This window comes from Roseomonas sp. CECT 9278 (genome assembly GCF_918698155.1).
GTDB lineage: Bacteria > Pseudomonadota > Alphaproteobacteria > Acetobacterales > Acetobacteraceae > Neoroseomonas.
Genome location: NZ_CAKKLX010000033.1, coordinates 22,947 through 45,908 on the forward strand (window position 1 = coordinate 22,947; position 22,962 = coordinate 45,908).

Annotated in this window: 17 protein-coding genes; 7 read left to right on the forward strand and 10 right to left on the reverse strand. The window is 72.8% G+C overall.

The window, feature by feature from the left end; all coding sequences use genetic code 11:
- Nucleotides 1-227: 227 nt before the first annotated feature.
- Entirely contained in the window at nucleotides 228-5,330 is a 5,103-nt protein-coding gene (locus LQ222_RS18720) for an alpha-2-macroglobulin (RefSeq protein ID WP_230168363.1), read from the reverse strand.
- A gap of 160 nt (nucleotides 5,331-5,490) precedes the next feature.
- On the opposite strand from LQ222_RS18720, the gene LQ222_RS18725 reads away from it, so the two are divergent.
- On the forward strand, nucleotides 5,491-6,648 hold the full coding sequence (locus tag LQ222_RS18725; protein WP_230168364.1) for a hypothetical protein: 1,158 nt from the start codon (nucleotides 5,491-5,493) through the stop codon (nucleotides 6,646-6,648).
- Between the two features lie 3 nt (nucleotides 6,649-6,651).
- Here the strand turns inward: LQ222_RS18725 and LQ222_RS18730 are convergent, their stop codons facing one another.
- Complete coding sequence (locus LQ222_RS18730; protein ID WP_230168365.1) at nucleotides 6,652-7,917, reverse strand: hydantoinase/carbamoylase family amidase; 1,266 nt, start codon at nucleotides 7,915-7,917, stop codon at nucleotides 6,652-6,654.
- Nucleotides 7,914-9,029 (reverse strand): CaiB/BaiF CoA-transferase family protein, encoded by a 1,116-nt coding sequence (locus LQ222_RS18735; RefSeq protein WP_230168366.1) that lies wholly within the window; start codon nucleotides 9,027-9,029, stop codon nucleotides 7,914-7,916. Before LQ222_RS18735 ends, LQ222_RS18730 begins: the two co-directional genes overlap by 4 nt.
- 66 nt (nucleotides 9,030-9,095) lie before the next feature.
- Between LQ222_RS18735 and LQ222_RS18740 the strand changes: the two genes are divergently transcribed.
- From LQ222_RS18740 to LQ222_RS18750, 3 genes are read left to right on the forward strand one after another with little or no spacing between them, the layout of a single operon-like run.
- Entirely contained in the window at nucleotides 9,096-10,052 is a 957-nt protein-coding gene (locus LQ222_RS18740) for a tripartite tricarboxylate transporter substrate binding protein (RefSeq protein ID WP_230168367.1), read from the forward strand.
- Nucleotides 10,052-11,044: an NADPH:quinone oxidoreductase family protein gene (locus LQ222_RS18745; RefSeq protein ID WP_230168368.1), complete on the forward strand. Its 993-nt coding sequence runs from the start codon at nucleotides 10,052-10,054 to the stop codon at nucleotides 11,042-11,044. Before LQ222_RS18740 ends, LQ222_RS18745 begins: the two co-directional genes overlap by 1 nt.
- Complete coding sequence (locus LQ222_RS18750; protein ID WP_230168369.1) at nucleotides 11,041-12,435, forward strand: MFS transporter; 1,395 nt, start codon at nucleotides 11,041-11,043, stop codon at nucleotides 12,433-12,435. The genes LQ222_RS18745 and LQ222_RS18750 overlap by 4 nt, the downstream gene beginning before the upstream one ends.
- Here LQ222_RS18750 and LQ222_RS18755 read toward each other — a convergent pair.
- The 6 genes from LQ222_RS18755 to LQ222_RS18780 form a co-directional block, all read right to left on the reverse strand.
- Nucleotides 12,432-13,169, reverse strand: coding sequence for an ABC transporter ATP-binding protein (locus LQ222_RS18755; RefSeq protein ID WP_230168370.1), 738 nt, complete (start codon nucleotides 13,167-13,169; stop codon nucleotides 12,432-12,434). The genes LQ222_RS18750 and LQ222_RS18755 overlap by 4 nt on opposite strands.
- Nucleotides 13,166-13,924, reverse strand: a complete 759-nt coding sequence (locus LQ222_RS18760; protein ID WP_230168371.1) for an ABC transporter ATP-binding protein — start codon at nucleotides 13,922-13,924, stop codon at nucleotides 13,166-13,168. The genes LQ222_RS18755 and LQ222_RS18760 overlap by 4 nt, the downstream gene beginning before the upstream one ends.
- Nucleotides 13,921-14,796: a branched-chain amino acid ABC transporter permease gene (locus LQ222_RS18765; RefSeq protein WP_230168372.1), complete on the reverse strand. Its 876-nt coding sequence runs from the start codon at nucleotides 14,794-14,796 to the stop codon at nucleotides 13,921-13,923. The genes LQ222_RS18760 and LQ222_RS18765 overlap by 4 nt, the downstream gene beginning before the upstream one ends.
- Complete coding sequence (locus LQ222_RS18770; RefSeq protein ID WP_230168373.1) at nucleotides 14,793-15,662, reverse strand: branched-chain amino acid ABC transporter permease; 870 nt, start codon at nucleotides 15,660-15,662, stop codon at nucleotides 14,793-14,795. The genes LQ222_RS18765 and LQ222_RS18770 overlap by 4 nt, the downstream gene beginning before the upstream one ends.
- A 13-nt stretch (nucleotides 15,663-15,675) precedes the next feature.
- Entirely contained in the window at nucleotides 15,676-16,806 is a 1,131-nt protein-coding gene (locus LQ222_RS18775; RefSeq protein ID WP_230168374.1) for an ABC transporter substrate-binding protein, read from the reverse strand.
- A gap of 81 nt (nucleotides 16,807-16,887) precedes the next feature.
- Nucleotides 16,888-17,826: an SMP-30/gluconolactonase/LRE family protein gene (locus LQ222_RS18780; RefSeq protein WP_230168375.1), complete on the reverse strand. Its 939-nt coding sequence runs from the start codon at nucleotides 17,824-17,826 to the stop codon at nucleotides 16,888-16,890.
- Between the two features lie 94 nt (nucleotides 17,827-17,920).
- Here LQ222_RS18780 and LQ222_RS18785 point away from each other — a divergent pair, with 94 nt between their 5' ends.
- The 3 genes from LQ222_RS18785 to LQ222_RS18795 are packed head-to-tail and all read left to right on the forward strand — an operon-like array spanning nucleotide 17,921 to nucleotide 22,346.
- On the forward strand, nucleotides 17,921-19,564 hold the full coding sequence (locus LQ222_RS18785) for a hydantoinase B/oxoprolinase family protein (RefSeq protein WP_230168376.1): 1,644 nt from the start codon (nucleotides 17,921-17,923) through the stop codon (nucleotides 19,562-19,564).
- Nucleotides 19,561-21,651, forward strand: coding sequence for a hydantoinase/oxoprolinase family protein (locus LQ222_RS18790; protein ID WP_230168377.1), 2,091 nt, complete (start codon nucleotides 19,561-19,563; stop codon nucleotides 21,649-21,651). Before LQ222_RS18785 ends, LQ222_RS18790 begins: the two co-directional genes overlap by 4 nt.
- Nucleotides 21,648-22,346 (forward strand): hypothetical protein, encoded by a 699-nt coding sequence (locus LQ222_RS18795; RefSeq protein ID WP_230168378.1) that lies wholly within the window; start codon nucleotides 21,648-21,650, stop codon nucleotides 22,344-22,346. Before LQ222_RS18790 ends, LQ222_RS18795 begins: the two co-directional genes overlap by 4 nt.
- Here LQ222_RS18795 and LQ222_RS18800 read toward each other — a convergent pair.
- Entirely contained in the window at nucleotides 22,309-22,962 is a 654-nt protein-coding gene (locus tag LQ222_RS18800) for a hypothetical protein (RefSeq protein WP_230168379.1), read from the reverse strand. The genes LQ222_RS18795 and LQ222_RS18800 overlap by 38 nt on opposite strands.

Sequence of the window (22,962 nt, forward strand, 5' to 3'; positions counted from 1 at the left end):
CCCGGACCCCACCCACCAAGGGCTTAAGGCCCTTGGAACCCTCGACTTGATCGGGGGAGTTGGGGAGGGGCAGGGCGTGCCCGTGGGGTCAGGCGGCACCGACGATGCCCCTCCCCAATCCCCCGATTCAAACCCCGCGGTCCAGGGGGCCGTAGCCCCCTGGTGGGGGGAGGTTCGGAGGGGGGCAAAGCCCCTCTCCGTCACCATCAGCGCAAGGCGCGCCCGCCTCACGGCAGCACCGTGATCCTCGCCGTGTTCTGCCGCGCGAAGATCCCCGGCCGGTACATGTCCTGCGCTTCGCCGCCCGGCAGTTCGAAGGTGCCGGGCGTGACGGCGCGCAGGCGGACGGCGATGCGGGCGAAGGGGCGTTGGGGGGTGAGGGTGATGGCGGCGGCGTAGCGGTCGTCCAGCGCAGGTTGGCTGTCGACCTCGGTCAGCGTGCCGAGCCAGGGCATGCCGGCGATGTCGCCGGCGGGCAGCCGGGTGGCGATTTCCCAGCCGGCGGGCAGGCCCTGGATCAGCATGGCCTCGTGGCGGTCGTTGGTTTCGCTGCGGACTTCCATCAGCAGGATGAAGGAGGCGTTCTGGCGCAGCTGGTCGAGGTTCAGCGGTTCGCCGTTCAGCGCGAAGAAGCGGCGGGTGACGCGGAAGCCCTCGCGCGCGGCGGGCAGGGGTTCGCGCGGGATGCCGTTGATGGACACGGATTGCCAGACCGATGCGCTACCCAGGTTGCGCGCGGTGCCGGGGCCGGTGAGCGCGGCCATCACCACCGGGCGCGGCGGCAGCGCGCTGCCGTTCACCGCGATGGTGGCGGCGCGTGTGCCCTGGCCCAGCACCTGCGCGGCCAGCACCGCCCAGGATTGTTCCTGCGTGCTGGAGCGATAGGGCGTGAAGTCCGGCCCGGGCAGGGTGGACATCACCTGGTTCAGGCGTTCGGGCAGCAGGCCGGATTCGCGCAGCAGGGTGGTGGTGGCGAGCAGGTCGCGCTGCGCGGTGCCGTAGTCGTAGAACCAGAAGCGCCTTCCGGTCGCCGCCAGCGCGGCGGTGAAGGCCTGTTCGGCGCGCGCGGTATCGCCGCCGCGTGCGAAGGTGGCCGCGAGCTGCGCGCGCGACAGCTGCGTGGGCAGGTCGGCCAGCGCTTCCATCAGGCGGCGCGCTGCACCCAGGCGCACCTGCCCCGCGAGGGCCATGGCGTGCAGGCGATAGGCCTGCGCGGCGCGGTCCTGCGGGGTGTCGCCGCCGGCATCCTCGATGGCTTCATCCAGGAAGCGGAGCGCTTCGCGCAGCGCGCCTTCCGGCACGGTGGCACCGGCGGTGCGGGCGCGGACCAGGGCTTCCACCGCGAAGGGTGTCAGCCATTGCTGGGTTTCGCCGCTGGCGCTCCACATCGCGAAGGACCCGTCGAAGCGCTGGCGGTCCAGGATGGAATCGACGGCGCGTTGCAGGCGGATGGCGCGGTCCTGGTTGCTGTCCTCCGACATGCCGGCGGACAGCGCCAGCGCGCGCGAGGCCGATTGTTCGAGGCAGTAGAGCGGGAAGTCCTCGACCGCGCGCAGCATGCCGGCCACGTCGTAGCGCACGGCGGCGCCGAAGGACGCGCTGGCGCGCCAGGCGCCCGGCACGAAGCGGTCGATCGGCGGGGCGAGCGGCAGTTCCACGCCGGCGGGCAGGTCCACCCCCGCCACTTCCGTCACGCGCGGGCGGGAGGATCGGATGGTGATGCGGCTCTCGCGTTCCACGCGGAAACCGTTCGGGCCGGTGACGGCGATGCGCAGGATGCCTTCGCCGCCCTCGGTCGCGCGCAGCGTGGTGAAGGGCTGCGCGCGGGCGCCGGTGGCGAGCGTGGCGGCGAGGCGCGCCGGACCGTCGATCGCGAGGCCGCCGGACGCGGTGAGTTCGGCGGCGATCTCGCCGGCCGGCAGTTCGATGTTGTGCAGCAGCACCGACAGGCGCGCCTCGTCGCCGGGGGCGAGGAAGCGCGGCAGCAGGGCTTCGGCCACCACCTGGTCGCGCACCGTCATCGGCTTCGCGGCGCTGCCCACGCGGGTGCCTTCCCAGGCCACCACCATCAGGCGGAGTTCGCCGGCGAAGTCGGGGATGTCGAGCGGCACCATCGCCACGCCATCCGGCCCGGCGCGGACCACGCCGGAGAACAGCGAGACCAGGCGTTGCGGCGGTTGCAGCGCGTCGGCGGCGGCATCCTCGTCGCCGCCCTGGCGCAGCAGGGCCAGTTCGCCCTCGGCGGGCGCGATCAGCCGGCCGTAGTCGTCGCGGATATCGACGCCGAGCTGGCGGCGCGACAGGAAATGCGCCGCCGGGTTCGGCGTGGCGAAGTTGGTCAGGCGCAGGATGCCTTCATCGACCGCGGCGAGCGTCAGCAGCACGGGGCCGTTGGCGTTGGTCACGCGCACCGGCACCTCGATGCGCTGCCGGGGGCGGATGCGTTCGGGCGTGTCGATCGCCACACCCAGCGTGCGCGGCGCGGGGTCGATGCCGACCCAGGCCAGGCCCAGACCGCGACCGGCCTGGCCGTTGCGGGTCTCGCCGGCGCGGAAGACGGTCACGGCCACATAGGCGCCGGGGCCCCAGGCGGCATCGACGGGGATTTCGACCTCGGTGCCGGCGGTGGTGACCTCAATTTCGCGCAGTGCCACCAGGCGGTCGGTCAGCACGGCGACCGAGGCGCGGCCGGCGAAGGGCGGGGTGATGCGGATCCGCGCGCTCTCGCCGGGCGCATAGGCGCGGCGATCGGCGGCGATGTCCACGCGGTCGGGGATCTCGGCGGATTCCACGCCGGCATAGCCGGAGCGGAAGCGGATGGAGGTGATGCCGAGGCCGTTCGCGTCGGTCACTTCCAGCCGGTAGCGCCCGAATTGCAGGGACCGCGCGAAGCGCGTCGGCTGGCCGGCGACCACGCGGATTTCCTGTGCATCGACCGGTTCGTCGCGCCACACGGTTTCCCAGCGCGCGATCGACCCGCGCACGACGATGCGCCAGTTGGGGCGTTCGCGCACCAGGCGCACGCGCAGCGTGGCCGGCACCGCCGCGCCATCCGGCGAGACGGCGGCGATGTCGAAGGCCGCTTCGCCACCGGCATCGACGGCGTCGTGTTCGAAGGCGGGGCGCACGCCGACCAGCGTGGCGCGGGCGCGCACCGGCACGGTGAAGCGCGTGCGGGTTTCGCGCCCGCCGGGTTCGCTGACCGAGACAGCGACCTCGGCGCGCACCGGGCGCGTGGTGTCGGGCGGCTGCGGCAGCGTCAGCGAGAGGGTGGTCGCGCCCTGTTCGTTCGTCTCGGGGATTTCGAAGGGGATCAGGTCGGGGGCGAATTGCTCCTGCGCCAGGCCGAAGCGCCAGCCGCGCCAGGCTTCGAAGGGCTCGGGGTCGTGCACCAGGCGCAGTTCGGCGGTGCCGGTCAGGCCGGCGCCGGGCGCGCCGTACAGGAAGCGCGCGGTGACGGGCACTTCGAGCGTACGGCCGGCCACCAGCGGGCCGGGCACCGGGCCGGCATTCACCTCCAGGCGTTCGGGCACGAAGGCGTCGACGCGGAAGGTGGTGCGGCCGATCGGCGGCGCATTGGGGTCGGTGAGGGCCTCGATCACCCATTGGCCGAAGGGCGCGCCGGCGGACAGGCGCAGCGGCCAATAGATGGCGCCGCCATCCTGGCGCGGGGGTACGATCTCGGCGGCGACCTGACCGTTCGGGCGGCGCAGGCGCAGCCGGATCGGCAGGTCGAGCGGCTGGCCGGCGGGGTCACGGATCAGCGCGGCGGCGTTCACCGTCTCGCCCGGCCGATAGATGCCGCGGTCGAGCCACAGGAAGGCATCGACCGGGCCGGGATGCGGGCGGCCGGTGGCGCCGCGGTCCGACAGGTCGAAGGAGGCGGCTTCGAGCGACAGCGCGGCGATGTCGTCGGTGGTCTCGGCATGCACGGCGACGGGGGCGAGCGGCCCGGTGCCGCGCATCAGCGCGACGGGGAAGCGCACCAGGCCATCGGCGCCGGTGCGGGATTCGGCCAGGATCTCGTTGTTGCGCGCCATCAGCATGATGCGCAGGCCGGCGGTGATGGTGCCCGCCTGAAGCGAGCGCGCCTGCACGGCCAGCCCATCGGCGCCGCGCCAGGCGGTCAGGCCGATATCGGTGACGAAGAAGGGCAGGGCCGCGGTCTCGCCGCCGCCGCGGCGCGATTCATCCTGGCGCAGCACCAGCAGGTAGGCGCCGGGGCCCGCGCTACGCAGCACGTCGGGCAGTGGCAGGATGGAGCGGTGCGTGCGGTTGGGTTCGACGCGCTGCAATTCGGCGCGGCCTTCCCACAATACGCGGCCCATCTCCTCGCTGACATTGGCGGCGGTCCAGGATTCCAGCGCCTCGCCGGGCGTCCAGTCCCGGCGCAGGGGCACCAGGTTGCGCTCGGCCACGCGCACGATGCGCATGGACATGCCCGTCACGTTGACGGTGGCGACGCCCACGCGCGGTTCCTGCCCGCGCGGCAGGATGAAGGAGGCGGTGTCGAAGGCGATGCGCGGGTCGCGGTTGGGCACGGCAATGCCCACCGCGGTGTCGGTGCGCAGGTTCTGGCGGTCCTCGCCGGGCAGGCCGGCGCGCAGGATGACGCGCGTGGTGGCCCCCCAGGGCAGGCCCGCGACACACAGCAGGTCGCCCTCCCGTTCCACCGCCAGGTTCGGAATGGGCGGGTCGGCGCGCACCCAGTCCTGCGGCTGCCAGTCGGTGCGGCGCGCCGGCGGGTTGGTGAAGGCGATGCAGGCGCGGGCGGGGTCGGCATCGGCCTCGGGCGTCACGCGGCGCACCAGCATGCCGGCGGCGCGGCGCGCGGCTGCCAGGCGTTCGCGGTGCTCGGCGCTGTCCATCCGTTCCAGGATGGCTTCCAGCGCCTCGATCTGCTGGACGGGGCGGTTGAGGCGGCGCAGCGATTCGGCGATCACGATCAGCGGCGCCACTTCGGGTTCGCCATAGGGGGCGAGCTGGAAGGCGCGCCAGGCGGCCTGCAGGGCGCGCTGGTTGTTGGGCGGGTTGGCGGCGAGCTGCGCCTGCGCCAGCGACAGCCAATGCACCGCGTTCGACTGCCCCATGCCGATGCGTTCTTCCCAGGCCGCGGCGGCGGCGGCGTAGTCGCGCCGGCCCTCGGCCTGGCCGGCGCGCAATTCGGCGGCGGCGCGCTGCTGCGGGGAGGCTCCGGCGGGGAAGCGGCGCGTCATCTCCTGCTGGTAGGCCGAGGCGTCGCGCCCCAGCCCCGGCAGGTCGAAGGACTGCGCGGCCGCGAGGCCCGGCATGGTCAGGGCGAGGATCAGCAGCAGGCGGATCAGGCGCATGTGGGGCGGTTCCAGTCGAGACGCTTGGCGCGGGGAGCATGGCACGTCGCCACGCGGCGCGCACGCGGCCCGCGCAGGGGATCCGCACGATCGTGAAGCACTTCACCGCGCGTGACGGAAGGCCCTGGTCCTGGCGGCGCGGCCTGCACAGACTGGGCGCATGCGCCACGTCCTTCTTCTCGCGGCCGCGCTGGCCGCCGCCGTGCCGGCCGTCCAGGCCGCCGAGACCTCGCTGCCCGCGCTGATGCGCCTGCTGCCGCAGCCACAGCCTGGCAGCCAGCGGCCCGGCCAGGTCATCCTGGCCTATGCGCGGCCAGACCTGCTGGCCGGGCAGAGCGGGCCGACCGCCACGCCCGGCGCCTCCCGCGCCGAGGCGGTCACCGCGGCGGCACCGGCGGCGCTGGGCAACATCGCGCTGGGGCAGCTGGAGGACTGGCCCGCGGTATCGGGCTTCGACTTCGACGCGATCGAGGCGCTTGTGCTGCTCGATACCGGGCCGGTGCCGAATGCGGTGCGCCTGCTGGCCGGGGCGCGCATGCCGGGGCTGCAGGCCCTGGCGGCGCCGCTGGCCGCGCGCGGCTTCGCACCCCGCCGGATCGCGGGGCAGGAGGTGCTGGCGCGCGGTGCCGACAATGCCCCCAACTTCCCCTTTCGCGCGCCGGGGGATGCGCTGGGCGGCAGCCTCGGCCTGTCGCTGCGCTATGCGGTGCCGGCGGCCGGCGTGCTGGTCGCGACGCGCGAGGACGCGACGATGGCCGCGGCGCTGGGCGCGGCGGGGGCCGGGCGGAGCCTGGCGGATGTGCCGGAGCTGCGCGCCCTGGCCCGGACGAGCGCGGGCGGGCCCGAGGCGCGCGACCTGGCGCAGGCGCTGGTCTTCGTGACCGCACCGCAAGTGATGGTGCCCGACCTGACCGGCCGGCCCGAGGATGTGGCCCGGCGGCTGCGCGCCGAGATGCTCGACACCGACACGCTGCCGAGCCCGCCACCCTGGGCCTTCGCCATGCTGTCGGAGCGGCGCGACGCGCAGGGGATCGTGACGCGCCTGGCGATCGCGTATCGCGACCGCGCGCCGGCGGTGGCGGCGGCCGAGGCGATGGCCGCGCGGCTGGCCGCGATGCCGCCGGCGCCCGGGATCGGCGCCGCCCGGCAGGAGGTGGTGGACGGCGCGGCGGAGGGGATCCTGGTCGCGGCGATCGAGGCGCGGCAGCCGCCCGGCACGCAGGAGACGCTGCTGCGCGTGATCACCGGCCGCCACTACAACGGCGCGCCGACGCCGATGACGATCGGCGCGGTGCCGCGCGCCGCCTTTGCGCGCTGAGGTTCAGGCGGTCTCGCGCAGGAATTCCGCGAAGGTTGCGGCGGCGGTCATGAGGTCGGCGGTGTCCATCGCCTCGTGCGGGTTGTGGCTGCCGTTCGCGTTGCGGATCAGCAGCAGGCCGGTCGGGATGCCCTGCGCGGCGAAATTCGCGGCGTCGTGGCTGGCGGGCGAGCCGAGCGGCATCGTGGCGACGCCGGCGCGCGCTGCGGCGGCGGCGAGGGCGGCCTGCAGCGCGGGATCGCAGGGACCGAGCGGGGCGGCGTTGCGCGGGCCGCGGTCGATGGCCACGCCACGGCGGTGCGCGGTGCTGTCGAGGATGTCGTGGAAGCGACGTTCCAGCGCGGCCAGGTGGTCCACGTCGTAGGCGCGCAGGTCGATCGAGAAGGTGAAGTCGCCGGCGACGACGGTGATCTCGTGCTTCGCGGCATCCGTGTGGAAGCGGCCGATGGTCACGGCCATGGCGCGGCAGGCGGCGTCTTCCTCGGCCCATAGCGCATCGAGCGCGGTGAAGATCTCGGCGCCCGCCAGCGCGGCGTCGCGGCGGAAGCGGCGCGGCAGGCCGACATGCGCGTCCTGCCCGGTGATGCGGATGGCGGCGTGGCGGACATTGCCGGGGATGCCGGTGCAGATGCCGATCGGCACGCCGGCTTCGAGCAGCGAGGGTGCCTGTTCGATATGCGCTTCCAGGAAGCAGCGGATCGGCCCTGGTGGAAGGTGGCGCGTGCCTGGTTTCAGCGCGGCCGGATCGCCGCCGCAGCGCGCGATGTGTTGCGCCAGCGTGAGGCCGGTATCGGCGCGGCGGCGGTCCAGCGCCTCGGGCGGCAGGATGCCGAGGGCGGCGCGGCTGCCGATCAGGCCAAGGCCGAACCACACCGCTTCCTCGCAGCGGAAGGCGGCGATGGTGATGTCGGCGCGCGGCGCGAAGCCTTCCGCCTTCAGTGCGGAGACGGCGGCGAGCGCGGCCACCACCCCCGCGGCGCCGTCGAAATTCCCGCCATGGCGGACGGTGTCGAAGTGGGAGCCGAGCAGGGTGCGCGGCGCGGCGCGGTCGGCACCGGGCCAGGTGAGGTACAGGTTCGCCGCGGCATCGCGCGTGATGTCGAGGCCGAGGCGCCGTGCCTCGTCCACGGCCAGTGCGTGCGCGGCATCCTCGCGGTCGCCGAAGGCATGGCGGGTGATTCCCGGCGGGTCGGCGCCGATCACCGCCAGCGCGTCGAGCATGGCCTGCACGCGCGGTGCCTCGGGCGCCAGCGCGGCGGCGCGCGTCATGCCGGGAGTTCCGCCAGCACCTCCGCCGTGTGCTGGCCCAGCGCCGGCGCCAGCGCGTGGAAATGGCCGAGGCCCGGCAGCATCGGCAGCGGCACCTCGCCCAGCTGCGGCTGCGCGATGCGCGTGGCGGCGCCGGTGGCGACCACGTGTTCATTCGCCAGCCAGTCGAGCGGCGAGTTGACGCGGTCCGCCAGCAGCCGCGCGCCCTGCAGCCGCGCCACCCAGTCGGTGGAATCGCGCTTCGCGAAGGCGGCGCGGACGATGGCGTAGAGCGCCTCGCGGTTCTCCCAGCGCAGCGGGAAGGAGGCGAAGCGCGGGTCGGCCTTGGCGTCGGGGATGTCGAGCACGTCGCAGATGGCGAGCCATTCGGGTTCGCGCACCAGCGTCACCATCACCCAGGCGCCGTCGGCGGCCTGGTAGGCGCCGGCCGGCGCATTGGGCGGCGCCGCCGACTTCCCCTGGTAGCCCCATTCGCCGATCTGGTGCGTCAGCAGGTTGGCGCTGGCGGCCATCAGCGACATGTCGATGATGCGCTGGCGTGGCGCGCTGTCCTGCAGGCGCGCGGCCAGCGCCACCTGCACCGCGGCGAAGGCGTGGATGCCGGTGGCCATGTCGGCGATGAAGGGGCCGGCCTTGTGCGGCGCGCCGTCGGCGCCGGCATTCAGCGCGACGAAGCCGGAGAAGGCCTGCGCCACGGAATCCGTGCAGGGGCGTTCGCGATAGGGGCCGGATTGCCCGAAGCCGGAGATCGACAGGCAGACCGCGTCGGGCTTCGCATTCTCCGGCCCCAGGCCGATGCGCGCGGCGACACCCGGGCGGAAGGCCTCGATCAGCACATCGGCGCGGGCGGCGAGCTTCGCGGCGGCGGCGCGGCCGTGATCGGATTTCAGGTCGAGCACCACCGATCGCTTGCCGCGGTTGAAGGCGACCGTCATCACCGAGACGCCGTCCCTGGCCGAGCCCAGCCCGCGCGACCAGTCGCCCTCGGCCGGTTCCAGCTTGATGACATCCGCACCACAGGCGGCGAGCATCATGCCGCAATACGGCCCCGCGATGCCCTGGCCCGCATCCAGCACGCGAATGCCCCTGTAGGGGCGCATTGCCTCGTCCATCGCGTTTCCTCCTCAGCGTTTGTGGGCCTATCCTGACGCGAAGCCGCGACAAGGGAAGGGGATGCCATGAGGATCACGCGACGCGCCGTGCTGGCCGCCACGCTGGCGACGCCGGCCCTGGCGCAGGAGTGGCCGACGCGCCCGGTGCGCTGCATCGTGCCCTATCCGCCCGGCGGACCGACCGATCTGGTGGGGCGCGTGGTGGCGATGCGCGCGCAGCAGGAACTCGGCCAGCCGCTGGTGATCGAGAACAAGCCGGGTGCATCGGGCACCATCGGGTCGGCGGAGGTGGCGCGCGCGGCGCCGGATGGCGGCGTGTTCCTGGTGAATGCCTCGGCGCATGTCATCATCCCGCACATCAACCGCGCCATGCCGTATGACGCGCTCAACGACTTCACGCCGGTGACGAACATGGCGATGGTGCCGCTGGTCGCGCTGGTGAACCCGCGCCTGCCGGTGCGCTCGCTGCGCGAATTGGCGGACCATGCCAAGGCCAATCCCGGGCGGGTTTCGTATGCATCGTCGTCGATCGGGGGCGCGCAGCATCTGGCGGCGGAGATGTTCAAGCAGATCGCCGGGGTGGACATGGTGCACATCCCCTATCGCGGCGCGGGGCCGGCGATCCAGGACCTGATCGCGGGCAATGTGCAGGTGATGTTCGACAGCGTGCCGGCCGGCGCGGGCGCGGTGCGCGAGGGGCTGCTGCGGCCGCTGGCGGCGCTGAATGCGCGGCGCGTGCCGGTCTATCCGGAGCTGCCCAGCGCGGCCGAGGCGGGCTTTCCCGACCTGGTGATCTCGACCTGGTATGGCATCTGGGCGCCGCCACGCACGCCGATGGCGATCGCCGAGCGCATGCAGCGCGCGGTGGCGGCGGCGGTGCAGGATGCGGAGGTGCGCGCGCGCCTGGCACCGCTGGGCGCCGACCCGGTGGCCGATTCGCCGGCCGCCTTCGACGCCTTCTGCCGCAGCGAATCCCAGAAATTCGGCGCCATCGTGCGCGCCGCCAACATCCGGATGGAATGATGCGCGCTGTCATCTGCGAATCCTGGCGCGACTTCGATGCGCTGGAGCTGAAGGACATCCCGCCGCCGCCGCTGCGCCCGCGCTGCGTGCGCATCCGCGTCGCCGCCGCCGGCGTGTCCTTCGCCACGCAGCTGGTGGTGGCCGGCAAGTACCAGCGCCGCCCGCCGCTGCCCTTCGCGCCGGGCACCGAAGTGGTCGGCACCATCATCGAGGCCGCGCCGGATGCCGAGGCACCGCCGATCGGCACGCGCGTCTTCGCCGTGCTCGACTGGGGTGGCTATGCCGAGGAAGCGGTGGTGGACGACATCCATGTCTTCCCCATCCCCGATGGGCTGCCGATGGAGCCTGCGGTGGCGCTGCCGACATCCTATTCCACCGCGGGGGCGGCGCTGCTGTGGCGCGCGCGGCCCGCGCCTGGCGACTGGGTGCTGGTGCATGGCGCGGCGGGCGGCGTGGGGCTGGCTGGTGTCGAGATCGCCAAGGTCATGGGGCTGCGCGTGGTCGCCCGCGCCGGGGCGGCGAAGCACGGCATGCTGCGGGCGCGCGGCGCGGACGTGGTGCTGGACAGCGCGGAGCCCTTCCGCGAGGCGGTGCGCGCGGCCACCGGCGGGCAGGGCGTCGGCTGCGTGCTGGACACCATCGGCGGCGACGCCTTCGATGATTCGCTGCGCTGCCTGGCCGATGGCGGCACGCTGGTGGTGATCGGCTTCGCCGGCGGCGGCATTCCGACGGTGGCGGCGAACCTGCTGCTGCTGAAGAACATCGCGGTGGCCGGGGTGAACTGGGGCACGTATGTCGGCTGGTCGCCGGGCGACAACCGCCGCGTCCACGCGCAGCGCGTGCAGCAGATGTGGTCGCAGCTTGTCGGCTGGTGGCGCGACGGCGCGCTGAAGCCGGAGGTGCATGCCGCCTTCCCGCTGGCGCTGTTCCGCGAGGCGATGGCGGAAGTGCGCGAACGCCGCAGCGCCGGCCGCGTGATCCTGACGCCGTGAGCGGCGCGCGCGATCATCGCGGCATCGCGCTGATCGTCGCCTCGGCGCTGTTCATGCAGAACCTGGACAGCGCGGTGCTGGCGACCGCGCTGCCGGCCATGGCGCGCGACCTGAACGAGGATCCGGCGCGGCTGGGCGCGGCCATCACGTCCTACCTGGTGGCGCTGACGGTGTTCATCCCGTTCTCCGCCTGGATCGCCGACCGCTTCGGGGCGAAGCGCGTGTTCATGCTGGCGATCCTGGTGTTCGTCGGTGCATCCGTGCTGTGCGGGCGCGCGCAGGGGCTGGGCGAGCTGATCGGCTTCCGCATCCTGCAGGGCATGGGCGGGGCGATGATGGTGCCGGTCGGGCGCCTGCTGCTGCTGCGCGACGTACCGAAGAAGGACATGCTCTCGGCCATGGCCTGGCTGACCATGCCCGCGCTGCTGGGGCCTGTGACGGGGCCGCCGCTGGGGGGCGTGCTGACCGACCTGTTTTCGTGGCGCGCGGTGTTCTGGATCAACGTGCCGATCGGGCTGGCGGGCTTCGCGCTGGTGGCGTGGAAGATCCCGGCCGTGGCGCCGACACGGCCCGGCCCGCCGGACCTGGTCGGGCTGGCGCTGACGGGTGCCACGCTCGCGCTGGTGATGTTCGGGATCGAGACGGTGGGGCGGCATGTCGTGCCGGGCTGGATGTCGGGCGCGGCGCTGGCGCTGGGCCTGTGCGCCGGCGTGCTGGCGGTGCGGCACATGCGGGGGCGGGCGCGCCCGGCGGTGGATCTCTCGCTGTTCCGCATCGCGACCTTCCGCGACCCGGCGGTGGCGGGCAGCATCTTTCGCACCGGCGCGGGCGCGGTGCCCTTCCTGATCCCGGTGATGCTGCAGATCGGCTTCGGCATGAGCGCGACGGAAAGCGGCTTCGTGTCCTTCGCCACTGCGCTCGGCGCCTTCGCGATGAAGCCGCTGGTGCGGCCGCTGCTGCGGCGGACCGGCTTCCGCGCGGCGCTGATGGGCAATGGCGTGGTGGCGGCCGCCGGCATCGCGGCGCTGGCGCTGCTGACGCCTGCCTGGCCGGCGGCGGCGATCTTCCTGCTGCTGGCGGCGGGCGGGCTGGCGCGCAGCCTGCAGTTCACCGCGCTGAACACGCTGGCCTTCGCCGATGTGCCGGCCGAGCGCATGTCGGCGGCGACGGCGCTGTATGGCACCTTGCAGCAGCTGACGCCGGCGCTGGGCGTGGTGCTGGCGACGACGACGCTGGAGGCATCACTGGCGCTGTCGGGCCGCGCTGCGCTGGCGGTGGCGGATTTCTCCTGGGGCTTCGTGGTGGCGGCGCTGGTGGTGGTCGTGTCGGTGCCGCTGCATGCGCGGCTGGCGCGGGATGCGGGGGCCGAGGTGTCGGGGCACCGGCGTTAGAACAGCTCCATCAGCTTCGCATGGTCGTCGAGTTCGGATGGCGCGCCTTCGAAGATGAAGCGCCCCGATCGCATCACCAGCACGCGGTCGGAGATGGCAAAGGCCTCGCGCACGTTCTGCTCGACCAGCAGGATCGACATGCCGCGGGTCTGGCGCAGCGTCGCGATCGGGCGGATCAGGTCCTGGAACAGTTTCGGCGCCAGGCCGATGGAGGGTTCGTCCAGCAGCAGCACGCGCGGGCGCGTCAGCAGCGCGCGGCCGATCGAGACCATCTGCTGCTGCCCGCCCGACAGCGTGCCGGCGCGCCGCGTGCGGAACTCCTTGATGCGCGGCAGGACGTCGAGCACTTCGTCGATGCGTTCGCGCTGGCCGGATCTCGGCACGCCGGCGGACCACAGCGCCAGGCCGAAGATCTCGTCCACCGTCAGGTCGGGAAACACGCCGCGGCCTTCGGGCACCAGGGCCACGCCCGCCGCGCCCATCGCCGCCGGGTTGTGCTGCGCGGGCTGCTGGCCAAAGACGCGCAGCGCGCCGGCCGAGGGGCGATGCAGGCCGAACAGCACGCGCAGCAGCGTGGACTTGCCCGCGCCGTTGTGGCCGATCAGGCAGAGGATCTCGCCGTCGTTCAGCGTGAGGGAGGCATCCTGCAGCACGTCGCGCCCGCCGAAGCCGGCTGTCAGGCCGGTCGCCTGGAGCGCGGGCGCGGCTGCGCCGGCGCTGGTCGTGGCGCTCATGCGGCCTCCTGCGGGCGGTCGCCGAAATAGATCGCCGCCAGCGCGGGATCGCGCAGGATCGATTGCGGGTCGCCTTCCGCCAGCACCCGCCCCTGGTCGAGGAAGGCGATGCGGTCGGACAGTTCCGCCACCACGTCCAGGTTGTGTTCGATCAGGCAGATCGCCACGCCGCGCGCGGTGGCGGCGCGCAGCAATGCGCCGAAGCGCAGGCGCGACGCCAGGTCGAGGCCCGAGGCCGGTTCGTCGAGCAGCCAGATATCCGCCTCGGCCGCCAGGATGCGCGCCATGGAGAGGAACTTGCGCTCCGCATAGGCCAGGTCGACGGCACGTGCATCGGCAAGGTCGGTCAGGGCGGTCGCTTCCAGAGCGGCCTGCGCGCGCTGTTCGCGCGCGGTGCGGGCGCGCGCGCCGCCGGGCTGCCAGAACCAGGCCGCGGTCTCGGTCGCCGCCAGCACGTTCTCGCGCACCGTCATGTGGGTGAACAGCCGCAGGTCCTGGAAGGATCGCGCGACACCGAGCCGCGCCACCTGCCAGGGCTTCAGCCCCATGATCGGCTGGCCGCGGATATGCGCGGTGCCGGAATCGGCGCGCAGGTTGCCGGTGATCAGGTTGAAGGTGGTGGTCTTGCCCGCGCCGTTCGGCCCGACCAGCGCCGTGACCTGCCCCGCGGGCAGCGACAGCGACACCCCCGCCACCGCCTGAACGCCGCCGAAGGCGCGCGCCAGGTTCTCGGATTTCAGCAGCACCTCGGTCACGAGGTGGACCTCCCCTTGCTCTGGTCGCCGACCAGGCCGGCGGGGCGGAAGATCATCAGCAGCGTCATCGCCAGCCCGTAGATGATCTGCTGCACGGCGCCGACCTCGGTGGGCGGAATGAAGGGGATGAAGGTCAGCACGGCCGGCAGGCTCAGCAGCATGACCGCGCCCACCAGCGGCCCCCACAGCGTGCCGGTGCCGCCGATGATGACCATCGCCATGATCTGGATCGACTGGTCCAGCGTGAAGGATTCCACGTTGATGAAGGACAGGTGCAGCGCATAGAGCGCGCCCGCGACACCCGCGCCGGCACAGGCGAAGACCACTGCCAGCGTCTTGGCGGCATTGACGTTCTTGCCGAGCGCCTCGGCCGCGCTGTCGGCGTCGCGGATGGATTGCAGCGTGCGGCCGAAGGCGCCGCGTTGCAGCCGTGCGGTCAGGAACAGGATCAGCGCCAGCGCGCCCAGCGCCAGCGGCAGCACGGGCACCACGTTGCCCAGCAGTTCCGGCCGCGGGATGCCGACCAGCCCGCCGATGCCGCCCGTGAGCGGCTTGAGCTCCGCGAACAGCGTCGCCGCCACCATCTGCAGGCCGAGCGACGCCGCGACGAAGTATTCGCCCCGCACGCGCAGCGCCGGCAGCGCGAGGCACAATGACAACCCGCCCGCGATCGCCGCCGCCGCCAGGCAGGCTAGGAACGGGTTCGGCACCAGCAGCAGCGCCACCTGCGCCCCGGCATAGGCACCGAGGCCGAAGAACACCGCATGCGCGACCGAGAAGATGCCCGCATAGCCCACGATGAAATTCAGCGTGGAGGCCAGGATGCCCGAGATGGCGGCGAGCGTGGCCAGGTTCAGCAGGAAGGCGGTCATCGCGTCTGCACCACGCCGAAGATGCCGCTCGGGCGGAAGATGATGAAGCCGAACAGCACGAGGAAGGACACCGCCTCCGCCCATTGCGTGTCGACGAATTGCAGCGCGAGGCTCTCCGCGATGCCCAGCATCATGCCCGCGAGTGCTGCGCCGCGCAGCGAGCCGATGCCGCCCACGATGGTCGCGGCGATCGAGATCAGCATGACCTGGTGGCCGATCGCCTCGTTCAGCCCGGTGGTCATCACCGTGATGATGGCGGCCGGTGCCGCGAGCGCCGAACCGATCGCGAAGGCCAGCACCGACAGCCCGTTGGACGACAGCCCATAGGTCCGCACCAGGTCGGGGTTCTGCGACAGCGCGCGCAGCCCCACCCCCGCCGGATGCCGCGTGAGGAACAGCGTCAGCGCCACGAACAGCACGCCCGCTGTCGCCAGCGCGATCCAGAGCATCGGTGCGACGAAGACATCCGGCAGGATCTCGGCCGAGAAGGACAGCGGCGTATCCACCGTGGCGAAGCCGCGCCCGGCGATCATGCCGATCACGTTCTGCACCACGATGCCCACGCCGAAGGCCGCGACGAAGACCGTGAAGAAGGAACCCTCGTGCCGCTGGATCGGACGATAGACCCAGCGTTCCATCGCCACGCCGAAGGCCATGGCCGCCAGCACCGCCGCCGCCACGCCCGCCCAGCCCGGCCAGCCCGCCCGCCAGGCGAACAGGAACACGTAGCCCGCGATGGTGAAGGCGGTGCCGTGGGCGACGTGGAAGATCTTGGTCGCGCCGAAGATCAGCGCGAAGCCGGCGGCGGTGAGCGCATAGATCGCGCCCACCTGCAGCCCGTTGAGCAGCAGTTGCAGGAACAGCACGGGGCCGCCCCGGTCAGCCGATGGCGACGAATTGCTGGCCGCGGATCTCGTTGACCTGCATCTGGGTGAGCATGTTGCCCTGTTCGTCGAACTCGCCCTCGCCGCCGACCAGGTCGAACTTGCGGGTGGCCAGCATCGCGGCGCGCAGGCTGTCGCCATTCACCGTGCCGCCGGCCGCTTCCACCTGCTTCGCCAGCAGACCGAACAGATAGGCCGCGTTGTAGTAGTTGGCGTGATAGACCACCGGCGGCTGGCCGAAGCGCGCCTGGAAGTCGGTGGCGAAGCGGCGCGTCAGCGCATGCGCGCCGGTCAGGTCCAGCTTCTGCGAGGTGAAGATCGCGCCCTCGGCCTCGGGCATGGTGCGCAGGCTGTCGATGCCGAAGGCGGAGTACGAACAGATGGTTTGCGTCACGCCGTTGTCGCGCAGCGCCTTCACGATCTGCGCGTTCTGCGCGCCGAAGGATGCGACATAGACCGCATCGGGCCGCGTCTGGCGCACGCGCGCCACCACCGGGCCGAATTGCTGGGCGGCGCGCGGCACCGAGAAGCTGCCGACCAGCTCGCCGCCCGCGCGCGGCAGGTTGGTGCGCAGCTGGCCGAGGATGGCATCGCCCAGCGGGTCGTCCACATAGACCAGCGCGACGCGCTTCGCGTTCCGCTGGCGCACCAGGAAGGGCACCATCACCTGCACTTCCAGATGCGCGAGCGCGATGACGTTCCAGAAATACGGCGACAGGCCCGCAAGGTCGGGTCCCACCGCGCCGCCATTGACCATGATGGTCTTCGCGCGGTCGCCGATCGGCGCAACCGCCTTCGACGTCGCGGTCCAGGACACCAGCACCCAATGCGCGCGATCGACGCTGATCAGCTTGTTCATCGCGACGACGGAAGGTTGCGGCAGCGCCTGGCTGTCCTCGCTTTGCAGGCGCACCGGGCGGCGCAGCAGGTTGTCGGCGGCGATGTGCTGCAGCGCGACCTGCGCGCCGCGGGTGAAGGCCTCGCCGAATTCGGCGCTGGGGCCGCTCATGGGAAACAGCGAGCCCATCACGTAGGGCTCGGTGGTCTGGGCGGTGGCGGGGCGGATGAAGGGCAGCGGGAGGCCGGCGGCAAGCGCGCCGCGGCGGCCGATCACGGGACCGGACATGGACGATACTCCCTCATGCGGGCCGGCGCCTCGTGGCGTCGCCTTCGTGGCGCGGAGCCTCGGCCCGCGACGCCGTGGCTGTCAACCGTGCGGCAGGCGGAAACCCGGCTCGTCCCATTGCATCGCGGCAAGCTTCCCGCTGGTGGACAGCGTGATGTAGGCGGTGCGCATGTCGGGCCCGCCGAAGCAGATGTTGGTCGGCATGCGCTCGGGCATCCTGACCACGCGCAGGATCTCGCCGGCGGGGGAGACGGTGGTGATCTCGCCGGCCACCAGCGTGGCGACGATGATGTTGCCGGATGCCGCGATGGCGATGGAATCGAGCCGCCGGTAGCCGGGGAACTGGCAGATCACGCGGCCGCCGTTGCTGGATGGCCAGGGTTCCTTCTTCAGCTTGCCGGGGGCCTCGACATCCCAGGCCCAGAGGCGGCCGGTCTCGGTCTCCGCGACGTACACGGTCCTGCCGTCGGGGCTGATGCCGATGCCGTTCGCGCCGCCGAAGATGGGGAAGGCGGCCTCGACGGCGCCCGATCCATCCGCCTTCGCGTAATACGCGCCGCCATGGTCGCGGTCGCGCGCGCGGACCTTGCCGAGGTCGCTGAACCAGAAGCCGCCATGCGCGTCGAACATCAGGTCATTGGGGCCGCGCAGCGGGCGGCCATCGACGGCGCGGATCAATGTCTCGACCGCGCCGGTCGCGGGGTCGATGCGTTCGATGCGCCCGCCCGAATAGTCCGCCGCCTGGTGGCCGGGGCGCAGCAGGCCGGGTTCCTCGTGCCAGGAAAAGCCGCCGTTGTTGCAGACGTACAGCATCCCGTTCGGACCGAGCGCGAGGCCGTTCGGTGCGCCCGTCACCGTGGCGATGGTGGATTTGGTGCCATCCGCCGCCACGCGGGTGATGCGCCGTGCCTCGATCTCGACCAGCGCGACCGAGCCATCCGGCAGGCAGACCGGGCCTTCGGGAAAGCGTAGCCCATCCGTCACGATACGCAGGTCGGGGGCTTCGACGGTGACGGTCATGGCGCTTCCTTCCCAATGGTTGGCGCGATGATGGCGCGGCGCGGGCGCGCTGCGAAGCCTTGACGGCGGGCGCGGCGCGCCGGAGCGTTCCGCCATGACCACGCCCGATCCCGTGACGCTCTCCGTGCTCGACAACCGCTTCCGCGCGATCGTGGAGGAGATGGGCGAGGCGATGCTGCGCACCGCCTATTCGCAGATCCTGAATTCGTCGCGCGATTTCTCGATTGCGCTGTGCGATTCGCGGGCGCGACTGCTGGCGCAGGCCGACCACATCCCGGTGCATGTCGGCGCCATGCCCTTCGCCGTGCAGGCGGTGGTCGATGCCTTCGGCGATGCGGTGCGCGACGGCGACATCTACCTGCTCAACGATCCGTATCATGGCGGGTCGCATCTGCCGGACCTGACCATCATCGTGCCGGTCTTCGCCGAGGCGCGGCTGCTGTTCTGGTCGGTGGTGCGGGCGCACCACACCGATATCGGCGGCGGCACGCATGGTGCCTACAACCCCGCGGCGACCGAGATCTTCCAGGAAGGGTTGCGCCTGCCGCCCATCCTGCTCGGCCAGGGGCGCGTGCCGCGGGCCGACCTGGTGCGGATGATCGTGACGAACACGCGCCTGCCGCGCGAGGTGCGCGGCGACCTGATGGCGATGATCGGCGCAGCGCATCTGGGCGAGAAGCGGCTGCACGCCGTGGTGGCCAAGCACGGCGCGGCGCTGGCGGCAGCGGCGGCGGCGGGCATCCAGTCCCTGTCGGAAGCGCATGCGCGGCGCATCATTTCGACCTGGAAGGACGGGACCTGGAGGGGCGAGGCCTTCCTGGACGATGACGGCTTCGGGCAGCAGGACATCCCGATCCGCGCGACGGTCACCAAGCGCGGCGACGCGATCATCGTGGACCTGTCGGAGTCCGCGCCGCAGGTGCCCTCCTTCCTGAATTCGTCGTGGCCGAACACGGTCAGTGCGGTGCGGATGGCGATCGCCTTCCTGCTCGACCCGGAGGTCGCGAAGAATGATGGCTGCTTCCGCCCCATCGAGATCATCGCGCAGGAAGGCACCATCGTGCTCCCGCGCGAGGGCGCGCCGGTGACCATGTGCACCTCGCATTGCTCGAACGAGATCGTCGAGGCGGTGGTGAAGGCGCTGGCCAATGCCTGCCCGGAGCGCGCGATGGGTGGCTGGGGGCGGCGCTTCCGCGTGGCGATCAAGGGCAGCGATGCACGCCGGCCGGGGCGGTCCTTCGTGTGGCACCTGTTCCATGCGCGGCCTGGCGGCGGCGGCTCGCCGAAGGGCGATGGCTGGTCCACCGCGGGCGAATGGCATTCGGCCGGCGGGCTGAAGTTCGGCAGCGTCGAGATGGCGGAAGCGCGCTTTCCGCTGTTCTTCGCGAAGCACGAATTCCGGCCCAGCAGCGCGGGGGATGGCACCTATCGTGGCGGGTTGGGTGGCGAGTTGGTGATGCGGCTGGAGACAGATGGCCCATCGGTCGCGAATACCGCGGGCGACGGCGTGCGCCATGGCGCGGCGGGGATGCTGGGCGGGCGGGACGGCGCGCCGCACCACTACACGCTGGATCGCGCCGATGGGACCTCGCGCGACCTTCGCACGAAGGAGGTCGGCATTCCGCTCGCCCCCGGCGATACGCTGCATGTGCGCGCCGGCGGCGGCGGCGGATGGGGGCCGCCGGAACTGCGCGACCCGGCGGCGCGCGCGCGCGACGCGCAGGAGGGCCTGCTGTGAGCGCGCCGGAGGATCGCAGCGCCGCGGCATTGGCCTATCGCATCGGCGTCGATGTCGGCGGCACCTTCACCGACGTGGTCTGCGTCGCCGCCGATGGCACCACCACGCTGGCCAAGGCAGCCTCCACGCCGGCCGACCAGAGCGAGGGCGTGGTGGCGGGCCTGTCCGTGCTGGCGGATCGCCTGGGTGTCACGCTGGCCGACCTGCTGGCGCGCACGGAACGCATCGTCCATGGCACAACGGTCGCGACGAATGCGCTGCTCGAACGCCGCGGCGCCAAGGTCGCGATGCTGACCACCGAGGGCCATCGCGATGTCATCGAGATGCGCGAAGGCCTCAAGCCCGACCGCTACGATCTGCGCCTGCCCGCCGCGCCCGCCCTGGTGCCGCGCCGGCTGCGGCTGCCGGTGCGCGAACGCATCCGCCCCGATGGTCGCGTGGAACAGAAGCTGGACCTCGCCTCGCTGGACGCCGCCATCGCCACGCTGAAGGCCGAGCAGGTCGAGGCCGTGGCGATCTGCTTCCTGCATGCCTGGCGCGACGATGCCCATGAACGCGCGGCGGCCGAGGCGGTGCGCGCCGCGCTGCCCGGCGTGTTCGTGACCACGAGTGCGGAAGTGCTGCCGCAGATCAAGGAATTCGAACGCTTCTCCACCGCCTGCGTGAATGCCTATGTCGGGCCCGTGGTGTCGCGGTATCTCGCGCGGTTGCGCGGGCGGCTGGACAGCGCGGGGTATCAAGGCCCGGTCTTCGTCATCCTGTCGCATGGCGGCGTGGCGCCGGTCGAGGAAGCGGCGCGGCTGGCCGCCGGCACCGCGCTGTCGGGGCCGGCGGGCGGCGTCGCGGCGGGTGTCGCGCTCGCTGCGCGCGGGCTGGGCCAGGACCTCATCACCTTCGACGTGGGCGGCACCTCGACCGACATCGCGCTGGTGCAGGATGGCGAGGCCGCGCTGGGCCGCGGGCGCACCGTGGCGGGGGAACGCATCGCGCTCGAGAGCCTGGATATCGTGACGCTCGGCGCCGGCGGCGGGTCGATCGGGCATGTCGGCGCCGGCGGCACGCTGCAGGTCGGGCCGCGCAGCGCGGGCGCGGTGCCGGGGCCGGTCGCGTACGGCCAGGGCGGCACGGAACCGGCGGTGACGGATGCGAACCTGGTGCTCGGCTATCTTGACGCGAACAACTTCCTGGGCGGCGCGCGCAAGCTCGATCGCGACGGCGCGCTGGCGGCCTTCGGGCGGCTGGGCGCGGCGCTCGGCATCGACGCGATGGCAGCGGCGGAGGGCGTGCATCGCCTGGCGAATGTGCGCATGGCCGATGGCATCCGCGTCGCCACCGTGCGCCGCGGCGTCGATCCGCGCGACTTCACGCTGCTGGCCTTCGGCGGCGCGGCCGGGCTGCATGCCAGCGCGGTGGCGCGCGAGCTGGGTGTCACGCGCGTCGCGGTGCCGGTCTTTGCCGCCGGGCTGTCCGCCTGGGGCATGCTGCACACCGACCTGCGCTACGAGATGGCGCGCAGCGAGATCGGCGCCGGCGGCGTGCCCGAGGATGCCGCGCTGCGGACCATCTGGGCCGGGCTGGACTCCGAGGGCCGCGCACGCGTCGCCACCTGGTTCGGCGGCACGGTGGAGACCAGGCGCGCCGCCGACATGCGCTATGGCGAACAGGTCTTCGAGATCGCCGTGCCCCTGGACGCGGTGGACTGGGACGCGCCGGGCCTCGCGCAGCGGGTGACCGAGGCCTTCCACGCCCGCCACGAATCCCTGTTCACCTACGCGCTGGCCGGCGAGGAGGTGGTGCTGGTGAATGCGCGCCTGGCGGTGATCGGCCGGCTGCCGCCCATGCCCGCCCCGCCGGCCGCGGGGCCGCGCGCGCCGGCCGCCCCCTTCGCGACGCGCCGCGCGCGGATCGACGGCGTCGAGGCCGCGTTGCCGGTGCTCGACTTCGCCGCGCTGGCCGATGGCCAGGTCGTCGTGGGGCCCGCCATCGTCGAGAGCGACACCACCACCGTGCTGCTGTTGGCGGGCGACCAGGCACGGATGGATGCGCGTGGCTGGCTGGATATCGCCTTGCCGGGAGATGCCGCATGACCGCCACGCCGCACGGCGCCCCCGCGGCGCCCGATCGTTCGTCATGGTCGCCGCCGGCCGGCCATGGCGGCCGCTGGATCCTGGCCTGCATCGGCGGCGGCGCGGTCGGCCTCGCGCTCGCTGCCGTGTGGAACGCGCTGGTATTGCCGGCGCTGGCGCCGGGGCTTGGCGGCATGGTCGCGCCGCTGCTGCAGGCCGGCGGCGGGGCGGTGCTGGGCGCCTGCCTGGCCGCGGCGCAGGGCGCGGTGATGCGCCAGGCCTATGACGACCTGCCGCTGGGCACCTGGATCGGCGCGACCGCCGTGGCCGGCTACCTGACCGCGCTGGTGGTGGGGCTGGTCTATGGCGTGCTGGCGCAGCGGGCCGTCGGCATGCCGATCGAGATGTTCGTGCTGATGGGCGCCGCGCTGAAGGGCGTGGTGGGCGGGCTGCTCTATGGCCAGGCGCAGGGGCGCGTGCTGGACCGGGTGGTGGCCGGGCGCGCCGGCTGGACGCGGGTGGTGATGGTGGGGTTCATGCTCGGCGCGCTGCTGGGCAGCATGCGCTGGCTGGCCGGGCCGGCATCGATGGGCCCGGCATCGCTGGTGATCGGCGGGCTGGTCGGCGGCGCGCTGGAGGGGCTGGCGCTCGGCCTGGTCACCGCCGGCGCCTTCCGCTTCATGCCGCCGCGCGGAGGTCCGCCAGCGCCGCCGTGAGGTTCTCGCGCGCCCGCGCCTCGTAGATGGTGGACAGGCGCGTGCGGAAGATTCTCGGTGCCTCCAGGAAGCGCGCCAGCACCGCGCCGCGCCCGGCGCGCCAGCGCGCGTCGTCCACCGCCGCGTATTCGCGCCGCAGGAAGCCGGTGTTGCGGTCGAACACCGCGGGCGATTCCGCCAGCGGGGTCAGGTCGAGGTCGAGCAGCCGGTGCACCCGGCAATCCGTGCCCGCATGGCCCAGGTGGTCGGCGGTGGCGCGGATGGCGTCCTGCGCCCAGGCGGTGTCGCCCGGCACCAGCTGCGCGAGCAGCGCCGCCGAGGCCTCCTCATTGTCCTTCGCCATCGGGTCGTAGATCGCGTCGTGGAACAGGATGGCGAGTGCGAGGTCGCGGTCCCCCGGGTCGCCGCCATGCAGCAGGTGGCGCAGCCAGAGCAGCCCGACATGGGCGGCATCGTGGTAGGCGCGATGCGCTTCGCCGTAGCGCCGGCGCAGCTCCGCGGCGGCGGCGGCGGGCAGGTCGGCGCGTGCGAGCAGCGCACCGAAGCCGGCGCGGCACTGATCGAGGTCCTCCGCCAGGGCGAGGGCGGAGCCTTCGCGGCCGGGGCGTGGCGTCAT

Excerpts from the sequence above, each read along its gene's own strand:
- LQ222_RS18720 (WP_230168363.1), bottom strand. The coding sequence starts at position 5,330 with ATGCGCCTGATCCGCCTGCTGCTGATCCTCGCCCTGACCATGCCGGGC.
- LQ222_RS18725 (WP_230168364.1), top strand. The coding sequence starts at position 5,491 with ATGCGCCACGTCCTTCTTCTCGCGGCCGCGCTGGCCGCCGCCGTGCCG.
- LQ222_RS18730 (WP_230168365.1), bottom strand. The coding sequence starts at position 7,917 with ATGACGCGCGCCGCCGCGCTGGCGCCCGAGGCACCGCGCGTGCAGGCC.
- LQ222_RS18735 (WP_230168366.1), bottom strand. The coding sequence starts at position 9,029 with ATGGACGAGGCAATGCGCCCCTACAGGGGCATTCGCGTGCTGGATGCG.
- LQ222_RS18740 (WP_230168367.1), top strand. The coding sequence starts at position 9,096 with ATGAGGATCACGCGACGCGCCGTGCTGGCCGCCACGCTGGCGACGCCG.
- LQ222_RS18745 (WP_230168368.1), top strand. The coding sequence starts at position 10,052 with ATGCGCGCTGTCATCTGCGAATCCTGGCGCGACTTCGATGCGCTGGAG.
- LQ222_RS18755 (WP_230168370.1), bottom strand. The coding sequence starts at position 13,169 with ATGAGCGCCACGACCAGCGCCGGCGCAGCCGCGCCCGCGCTCCAGGCG.
- LQ222_RS18765 (WP_230168372.1), bottom strand. The coding sequence starts at position 14,796 with ATGACCGCCTTCCTGCTGAACCTGGCCACGCTCGCCGCCATCTCGGGC.
- LQ222_RS18775 (WP_230168374.1), bottom strand. The coding sequence starts at position 16,806 with ATGTCCGGTCCCGTGATCGGCCGCCGCGGCGCGCTTGCCGCCGGCCTC.
- LQ222_RS18780 (WP_230168375.1), bottom strand. The coding sequence starts at position 17,826 with ATGACCGTCACCGTCGAAGCCCCCGACCTGCGTATCGTGACGGATGGG.
- LQ222_RS18785 (WP_230168376.1), top strand. The coding sequence starts at position 17,921 with ATGACCACGCCCGATCCCGTGACGCTCTCCGTGCTCGACAACCGCTTC.
- LQ222_RS18795 (WP_230168378.1), top strand. The coding sequence starts at position 21,648 with ATGACCGCCACGCCGCACGGCGCCCCCGCGGCGCCCGATCGTTCGTCA.
- LQ222_RS18800 (WP_230168379.1), bottom strand. The coding sequence starts at position 22,962 with ATGACGCCACGCCCCGGCCGCGAAGGCTCCGCCCTCGCCCTGGCGGAG.